This window comes from Actinosynnema sp. (assembly GCF_052038725.1).
In genome coordinates this window covers 1-8,048 of record NZ_JBQGCX010001169.1, presented here as the reverse complement: position 1 = coordinate 8,048, position 8,048 = coordinate 1, and the positions used below count along the sequence as shown (strand labels likewise).

General features: G+C 72.1%; 8 protein-coding genes. 5 read left to right on the top strand and 3 right to left on the bottom strand.

Annotated elements, in window-relative coordinates; all coding sequences use genetic code 11:
- The 4 genes from ACTUAL_RS24500 to ACTUAL_RS24485 form a co-directional block, all read left to right on the top strand.
- A partial coding sequence (locus ACTUAL_RS24500; protein ID WP_440901904.1) for a prolyl oligopeptidase family serine peptidase occupies window positions 1-750 on the top strand: 750 nt, incomplete at its 5' end.
- A 44-nt stretch (window positions 751-794) separates the two neighbouring features.
- A complete protein-coding gene (locus tag ACTUAL_RS24495) occupies window positions 795-1,772 on the top strand; it encodes a mechanosensitive ion channel family protein (RefSeq protein WP_440901903.1) in 978 nt (325 codons plus the stop codon).
- Window positions 1,773-1,821: 49 nt separating this feature from the next.
- On the top strand, window positions 1,822-2,205 hold the full coding sequence (locus ACTUAL_RS24490) for a globin (RefSeq protein WP_012783752.1): 384 nt from the start codon (window positions 1,822-1,824) through the stop codon (window positions 2,203-2,205).
- Between the two features lie 77 nt (window positions 2,206-2,282).
- Entirely contained in the window at window positions 2,283-3,878 is a 1,596-nt protein-coding gene (locus tag ACTUAL_RS24485) for a glycoside hydrolase family 13 protein (protein ID WP_440901902.1), read from the top strand.
- Window positions 3,879-3,929: 51 nt separating this feature from the next.
- Here the strand turns inward: ACTUAL_RS24485 and ACTUAL_RS24480 are convergent, their stop codons facing one another.
- The 3 genes from ACTUAL_RS24480 to ACTUAL_RS24470 all read right to left on the bottom strand — a co-directional run bounded on the left by ACTUAL_RS24480 (window position 3,930) and on the right by ACTUAL_RS24470 (window position 6,115).
- Complete coding sequence (locus tag ACTUAL_RS24480) at window positions 3,930-4,556, bottom strand: hypothetical protein (protein ID WP_096497631.1); 627 nt, start codon at window positions 4,554-4,556, stop codon at window positions 3,930-3,932.
- A complete protein-coding gene (locus ACTUAL_RS24475; RefSeq protein ID WP_096491813.1) occupies window positions 4,549-4,989 on the bottom strand; it encodes an acyl-CoA thioesterase in 441 nt (146 codons plus the stop codon). The genes ACTUAL_RS24480 and ACTUAL_RS24475 overlap by 8 nt, the downstream gene beginning before the upstream one ends.
- Window positions 4,990-5,101: 112 nt before the next feature.
- Window positions 5,102-6,115, bottom strand: a complete 1,014-nt coding sequence (locus ACTUAL_RS24470; RefSeq protein ID WP_096491812.1) for a LacI family DNA-binding transcriptional regulator — start codon at window positions 6,113-6,115, stop codon at window positions 5,102-5,104.
- Window positions 6,116-6,294: 179 nt separating this feature from the next.
- Between ACTUAL_RS24470 and ACTUAL_RS24465 the strand changes: the two genes are divergently transcribed.
- On the top strand, window positions 6,295-7,995 hold the full coding sequence (locus tag ACTUAL_RS24465; RefSeq protein ID WP_440901901.1) for a carbohydrate-binding module family 20 domain-containing protein: 1,701 nt from the start codon (window positions 6,295-6,297) through the stop codon (window positions 7,993-7,995).
- Window positions 7,996-8,048: the final 53 nt, after the last annotated feature.

Sequence of the window (8,048 nt, the reverse complement as noted above, 5' to 3'; positions counted from 1 at the left end):
TGGTGCGGGGGCTCGGCCCCGCCCGCCCCCGACCTGCCGAGGCCCGCCCTGGTCACCGGCTACGGCGGCTTCGCCGTCGGCCGGGGCCCCGGCTACGCCTCGACCGCGCTGGCCTGGGCCGAGGCGGGCGGGGTGTGGGCGCACGTGTCGCTGCGCGGCGGCGACGAGGAGGGCGAGGAGTGGCACCGCGCGGGCAGGCGCGAGCGCAAGCAGAACGTGTTCGACGACTTCCACGCCGCCGCCGAGCACCTGGTGGGACAGGGGTGGACGACCCCGCAGCAGCTGGCGATCATGGGTGGGTCCAACGGCGGACTGTTGGTCGGCGCCGCGCTGACCCAGCGGCCGGAGCTGTACGCGGCGGTGGTCTGCTCGGCCCCGCTGCTCGACATGGTCCGGTACGAGCGGTTCCTGCTGGGCAGGCTGTGGGCCGAGGAGTACGGCAGCGCCGCCGTCCCGGAGGAGCTGGGGTGGCTGCTGTCCTACTCTCCGTACCACCGGGTCGCACCCGGCGTTGAGTACCCTTCGGTGCTGTTCACGGTGTTCGAGTCGGACAGCCGGGTCGACCCCAACCACGCCCGCAAGATGTGCGCCGCCCTCCAGGCGGCCACCGCGAGCGATCCGGTCAAGCACCCGGTGCTGATCCGCAGGGAGACCGAGGTCGGCCACGCGGGCCGGTCGGTGAGCAGGTCGGTCGCGCTGGCCGCGGACCAGGTGTCGTTCCTGGCGTGGGCGACGGGCCTGGAGCTGTGAGCCGCGCGGGCGCCGAGACGTGAGGCACTAGGGAGGATTCGCAGGTGGAGGTCGTGGACGACGTGAAGTCGACGTTGGCCGTGGACTGGTGGGTGGAGAACGGCCCGAAGCTCGCCGAGGGCGCGATCCGGATCGCGCTCACGGTGCTGATCGCCGTGATCGTCCGGTTCCTGCTGCGGCGGCTGATCGACCGGCTCACCGTGGGCGGGACCGAGAAGGGCCGCAAGCCCCGGCTGCTGCGCCCGCTGCGCGAGCGGGCCCCGCAGGCGCTGAGCGCCCTGGTGTCCGAGCGCCGCGAGCAGCGCGCCCGCACCATCGGCTCGGTCCTCAAGTCCGTCGTCACGATGGTCGTGTTCGGCGTGGCGTTCATCCAGGTGCTCACCGAGCTGGGCATGAACGTCGCGCCGATCCTGACCTCCGCGGGCATCCTGGGCGTCGCGATCGGCTTCGGCGCCCAGAACCTGGTGAAGGACTTCCTGTCCGGCATGTTCATGATGCTGGAGGACCAGTACGGCGTGGGCGACGTGGTCGACCTCGGCCCGGCCACCGGCACGGTGGAGAGCGTCGGCCTGCGGATCACCACGATCCGGGACACCAACGGCACCGTCTGGTACGTGCGCAACGGCGAGATCCTGCGGGTGGGCAACTCCTCGCAGGGCTTCGCCGTGGCCGTGGTGGACCTGCCGCTGGCGTACGGCGCGAACCTGGCCGACGTCACCGAGATCCTGGCCAAGGCGGCGGCCGAGGCGACCGAGTCCGAACCGCTGTCGAACGACGTGATCGCGAAGCCGGACGTGCTCGGCGTGGAGAAGGTCACCCCCGAGGGCCTGACCATCCGGGTGACGACGAAGGTGCGCCCCGGCCGCCAGTGGGCGGTGCAGCGGGCGCTGCGGGCGAAGCTGATGCCCGCGCTGGAGGACCAGGGCATCTCGCTGAGCCCGGCCGCCGCGACGGCCCCCTCGGTGACGCCCGCCCCGCCCCGCAACTACGGCACGCCGACGCCCGTGATCAAGAAGTCCTGATGCCCGCCCCCGTGCGCGGTCGCGGGCGGCGGTCAGTCAGGATGGACGCGTGACCACGCCGGAGAACTTCTACGAAGCGGTGGGCGGGTACGAGACGTTCCGCCGCATCGTCGCCCGCTTCTACGAGGAGGTCGCCAAGGACGAGGTGCTGCGGCCGATGTACCCGGAGGAGGACCTGGGGCCCGCCGAGGAGCGGTTCCGGCTCTTCCTGATGCAGTACTGGGGCGGCCCGCACACCTACTCCGAGCGCAGGGGCCACCCCCGGTTGCGGATGCGGCACATGCCGTTCGAGATCGGGCCGAGGGAGCGGGACGCCTGGCTGCGCTGCGCGAAGGCGGGCGTGGACGAGGCCGACCTCACGCCGCAGCAGCGGGAGCAGCTGTGGGGGTACCTGGAGATGGCCGCGAACAGCCTGGTCAACACCTGGGGCTGAGCGGTGGCCCGACCGCGCCGCAGGCACTCCCCCGACCGGGTCTTGGCAGACCACACCGAATGGCAGGATGAACCCTCGTGCGACGTTCCTCCGACCTCAGCCCCGAGCAGGCCGACGAGTCAGCCTGGTGGCACGACGCCGTCTTCTACCAGGTCTACGTCCGCTCGTTCGCCGACTCGAACGGCGACGGGGTCGGTGATCTGGACGGCATCCGCTCCCGGCTCGGCTACCTCGAACTGCTGGGCGTCGACGCCCTGTGGCTCACGCCGTTCTACACCTCCCCGATGGCCGACCACGGCTACGACGTCGCGGACCCGCGCGACGTCGACCCGCTGTTCGGCGACCTGGCCGCGTTCGACCGGCTGGTCGCCGAGGCCCACGAGCACAACATGAAGATCACCGTCGACCTGGTGCCGAACCACAGCAGCGACCGGCACGAGTGGTTCCAGGCCGCGCTGCGGGCCGCGCCGGGCAGCCCCGAGCGGGACCGGTACCTCTTCCGGGACGGGCGGGGCTTCGACGGGTCGCAGCCGCCGAACAACTGGACCAGCATCTTCGGCGGCCCGGCGTGGACGCGGGTCGCGGACGGGCAGTGGTACCTGCACCTGTTCGCGCCGGAGCAGCCGGACCTGAACTGGGACAACCCCGAGGTGCCCGCCGACCTGGCGCGGACCCTGCGGTTCTGGCTGGACCGGGGCGTCGACGGGTTCCGGATCGACGTCGCGCACGGCATGGCCAAGCCGCACGGCCTGCCGGACATGGACGTGCGCGCCGAGCAGGCGTCCGGCGTGCTGCACGACAACGCGCTCGACCCGAGGTTCGACGACGACGGCGTGCACGAGCACCACCGGATGATCCGGAAGGTGATCGACTCCTACCCCGGCCGGATGGCCGTGGGCGAGATCTGGGTGCAGGGCGACGACCGGTTCGCCCGCTACGTGCGGCCGAACGAGCTGCACCTGGGGTTCAACTTCCGCCTGGCGCAGGCCGGGTTCGAGGCCGAGCAGGTGCGCGCGGCGATCGAGCACTCGCTGGCCGCCGTGGCGCCGACCGGCACCCCGCCGACCTGGACGCTGTCCAACCACGACGTGGTGCGGCACGTGACCCGGTACGGCGGCGGCGCGCTGGGCGCGCAGCGGGCGCGGGCGATGGCGCTGGTGCAGCTCGCGCTGCCGGGCGTGGTCTACCTGTACAACGGCGAGGAGCTGGGCCTGCCGAACGTGGAGCTGCCGGACTGGGCGCTCCAGGACCCGACGTGGGTGCGCTCCGGGCACACCGACCGGGGCCGCGACGGGTGCCGCGTCCCGCTGCCGTGGGAGGGCTCGGCCCCGCCGTTCGGGTTCTCCTCCGGGCAGGGGTCGTGGCTGCCGCAGCCGGACGAGTGGGCCGGGCTGACCGCCGAGCGCCAGCTGGAGGACCCGGACTCGATGCTGTCGCTGTACCGGCAGGCGCTGGAGCTGCGGAAGTCCACCGAGGGGATGTCGGGGACCGAGCTGGAGTGGTACGGGGCGCCCCCCGGCTGCTTCGCGTTCCGCCGCAAGGGCGGGGGGCTGATCTGCGCCCTGAACACCTCGGGCGCGCCGGTGCCGCTGCCGCCGGGCGAGGTCCTGCTCTCCAGCGGGCCGATGGACGGCGACCAGCTGCCGCCGGACACCGCGGTGTGGCTGGTCTGAGGACTTGAGCCCTCGAGGGCCGGGTGGTCGCCCACCACCCGGCCCTCGTCCTCACACCAGCAGCGGGAGCATGGAGTGCCTGCGCCGGACCACCGCGCCGAAGCGGGCGTCGATGCGCAGCCACGAGTCGGTGGCGGTGACCCGGACGTCGTCGCCGCCGAGGAAGCCCATGCCGGACAGCGCGAACAGGCAGCGCAGCGGCACCTTCACGTCCAGGCCGGAGCCGGAGACGGTCAGCACGGTCTGGTCCAGCAGCGAGGCGGGCGGGGTGCCGTGCGGGCCGGTGTTCTCCCTGGCCAGCGCGACGCCCTGGTCGGCCAGCTCGGTCACCACGGCGCCGGGCAGCAGGTCGACGCGCTGCCAGCCCTCCAGGGGCGGCAGGGCCGAGCGCCACATCAGGTCCTTGGCGGGACCGGCGTCGACGGTGTCGCCGCGCAGGACCGCGAGCCCGGTGAGCAGGTCGCTGCCGGAGACGGTGACGTCGCCGGGGTCGACGCGGCCCGCGACGGTGCGGGTGGCGAGGGTGTCGAACGGGGTGGCCACCCAGGCGTCGACGCGCTCGCCCGACGGCCGGTTGCGCAATCGGACGACCACCTGCTGGTCGAGGCGAACCGCGCGGGCGACGAACGCCCCCAGGTCGTCGCGCTCGCTGGGGTCGCTGAAGACGAGCTCAGGCACCGGCACCTCCGGGCGTTCCGGCGCGCCACCCGGCGAGGAAGTCGCGCTCGGCTTCGGACAGTCGGCGGGGGCGGCCCGCCGCGACGTTGTAGGGCACCATCAGGGTCTCGGCCCTGGCGACGACCGGGCTGTCCGGCCTGCGGCTGCCCCTGACCGCGTAGTCGAGGGTGAAGGACGCGGACTTGAGCTCGCGGACCGACATCTCCACGACCACCTCGTCACCGCTGAACAGCAGCGGTTGCAGGTACTCGACGACGAGCTTGGCCACCACGACGCCCTCGCGGAGGTCGGGGACCCCCAGCCGGACGGCCTCGGTGAACAGCAGGTCGACGCGGGCCTCCTCCAGCAGAGTGACCGTGTTGGCGTGGTTGACGTGCCCGTACGCGTCCATGTCGGACCACCTCGGACGGACGCCGGTGACGAACACACCCAAGTTGAACGCGCCTCCCGCTTAGTCGCCTTGCCGAAACCCTATCGACGTGCCGCGTCCAGGTTAAGCGGGCCGTCATGAACGGTTTTCACTTCGCCCGGAGGTGACGCGCGGGTCACTCCCCCGCAGGTCGCCTCCGGCGGGCGGCGGTCGAGCCGCGCACCACCAGCTCGGGCTGGAACACGAACTCGGCGTGCGGCGCGGGCGTGCCCGCGACCTCCTCCAGCAGCGCGTGCACGGCGGCCTGGCCCATCGCCTCCACCGGCTGGCGCAGCGTGGTCAGCGGCGGGTCGGCGAACCCGATCAGCGGCGAGTCGTCGAAGCCGACCACCGACACGTCTCCGGGAACCCGCAGGCCGCGGCCCCGCGCGGCCCGGATCGCGCCGAACGCCATCAGGTCGCTGCCGCACACGATCGCCGTGCAGCCCCGGTCGAGCAGGGCGTCGGCGGCGGCCTGCCCGCCCTCGACGGTGAACAGCGAGTGCTCCACCGGACCGGTCGCGGCGCCTGCCGGGAAGGCCGCCGCGAAGCCCTCGGCGAGCCGCTGCGTCGGCACGTACCGGGGCGGTCCCACGGCCAGCCCGACCCGCTCGTGGCCCAGCTCCAGCAGGTGCGAGACGGCCAGCCTGGCGGCGGCGCGGTAGTCCACCGAGACGAACGGCGCGGACACGTGCTCGGTGAACCCGTTGACCATGACGAACGGCACACCGCGACCGGCGAGCTTGACGTAGCGGTCGGGGTCGGCTGTTGTGTCCGCGTGGAGACCGGACACGAACACGATCCCGGTCACCCCCCGGTCGACCAGCAGTTCCGTCAGCTGGTCCTCCGACGAACCGCCCGGCGTCTGCGTGCACAGCACCGGCGTGTAGCCCTCCCTGGTCAGCACCTGCTCGATGACCTGGGCGAACACCGGGAAGATCGGGTTGGTCAGCTCCGGGATGATCAGTCCCACCAGCCCGTGGGTGCGCTGGCGCAGCCTCGGCGGGCGCTCGTAGCCGAGCACGTCCATGGCGGCGACGACCGCTTGCCTGGTCGTGGGCGACACGCCCGCCTTGCCGTTCACCACCCGGCTGACCGTGGCCTCGCTGACGCCTGCCTGGGACGCGATGTCACTCAGCCGCGCTGTCACACGGGTGACTTTACGACCGGCGCGGTGGGGCGCTCGCAACCACCGCTGGGGCCGTCCCGGCCAACTGCCACCCGTTCGGCGCAGCGCGCGAAAGAGGTTGCAGCGGTTTTCAGCAATTTACGCAACTGGTAAGACCTGGACACATCCCTGCACAACACCCCTGCACCAGAGGAGCCACCGTGGCACCCCCTGCACGGAAGATCGCCCTGTTCGCCGCCGGAGCGCTGATAGCCGGCGTGGTCGCCGCCGGGGCGACCCAGCTGACCTCGACCCCGCCCACGGCCACGGCCACCCCGCCCGGCGCCAAGACCGTGACCGCGACCCTGTTCCAGTGGACCTTCGACCGGGTCGCCGCCGAGTGCACGAGCACCCTCGGCCCCAAGGGCTACGGCTACGTCGAGGTCTCCCCCGCCACCGAGCACATCCAGGGCGGGACCTGGTGGACCTCGTACCAGCCGGTCAGCTACCGGATCGCCGGTCGGCTCGGCAGCGAGGCCCAGTTCCGGAACATGATCACCACCTGCCACAACGCGGGCGTGAAGGTCGTCGCCGACGCGGTGATCAACCACATGTCGGCGGGCTCGGGCACCGGGACCGGCGGCACCCAGTACACGAAGTACACCTACCCCGGTCACTACGGCGACCAGGACTTCCACACCTGCCGCACCGACATCAACGACTACCGCAACCGGGACAACGTCCAGAACTGCGAGCTCAGCGGCCTGTCGGACCTGAACACCGGCAGCGAGTACGTCCGCGGCGAGATCGCGGAGTACCTGAACACCCTGCTGTCGATGGGCGTGGACGGCTTCCGGATCGACGCGGCCAAGCACATGCCCGCCGCCGACCTGTCCGCGATCAAGGCGAAGCTGACCAAGCGCGACGCGTTCTGGGTGCACGAGGTCATCTACGGCGCGGGCGAGGCGGTGCAGCCCGGCGAGTACACCGGCTCGGGCGACGTCGACGAGTTCCGCTACGCCTACGACCTCAAGCGCGTGTTCACCAGCGAGAACCTGGCCTACCTGAAGAACTTCGGCGAGGGCTGGGGGCACCTGCCGAGCGGGCAGGCGCGCTCGTTCGTGGACAACTGGGACACCGAGCGCAACGGGTCGACGCTGTCGTACAAGGACGGCTCGAACTACACCCTGGCGAACGTGTTCATGCTGGCCTGGCCGTACGGCTCGCCGCAGGTGTACTCGGGCTACGAGTTCTCGAACAAGGACCAGGGCCCGCCCGCGCCCGGCGAGTGCTACAGCAGCGGCTGGGAGTGCCAGCACCGGTGGCCGCAGATCGCGAACATGGTCGGCTTCCGCAACACCACCTCCGGCACGGCCGTGACGAACTGGTGGGACAACGGCCGCAACGCCATCGCGTTCGGCCGGGGCGACAAGGGCTACGCCGTGGTCAACCGGGAGTCCTCGGCGGTGTCGCGGACGTTCCAGACCTCGCTGCCCGCGGGCACCTACTGCGACGTGCAGCGGGACGGCTGCACGGCCACGCACGTGGTCAACTCCGCCGGGCAGTTCACCGCGACGGTGAACGCCGGTGAGGCGATCGCGCTGCACGTGGGCGCCATGGGCAACGGGTCGAACCCCGGCACGGGCGCGGCGGCGTTCTCGGTGAACGCGACCACGGTCATGGGGCAGAACATCTTCGTGGTGGGCGACCACGCCTCGCTGGGCGGCTGGGACCCGGCGCGGGCGGTGCCGCTGTCCTCGGCCTCGTACCCGCTGTGGAAGGCCTCGGTGTCGCTGCCGGGCGGGACGCAGTTCGCCTACAAGTACATCCGCAAGGAGGCGAACGGGACCGTGACGTGGGAGAGCGGCGCGAACCGCACCGCGACCGCGCCCGCGACCCTGAACGACACCTGGCGGAACTAGCGGGTGGCCGGGATCGGGGAGCACGGGGGCGGGGAGTCGCACGACTCCCCGCC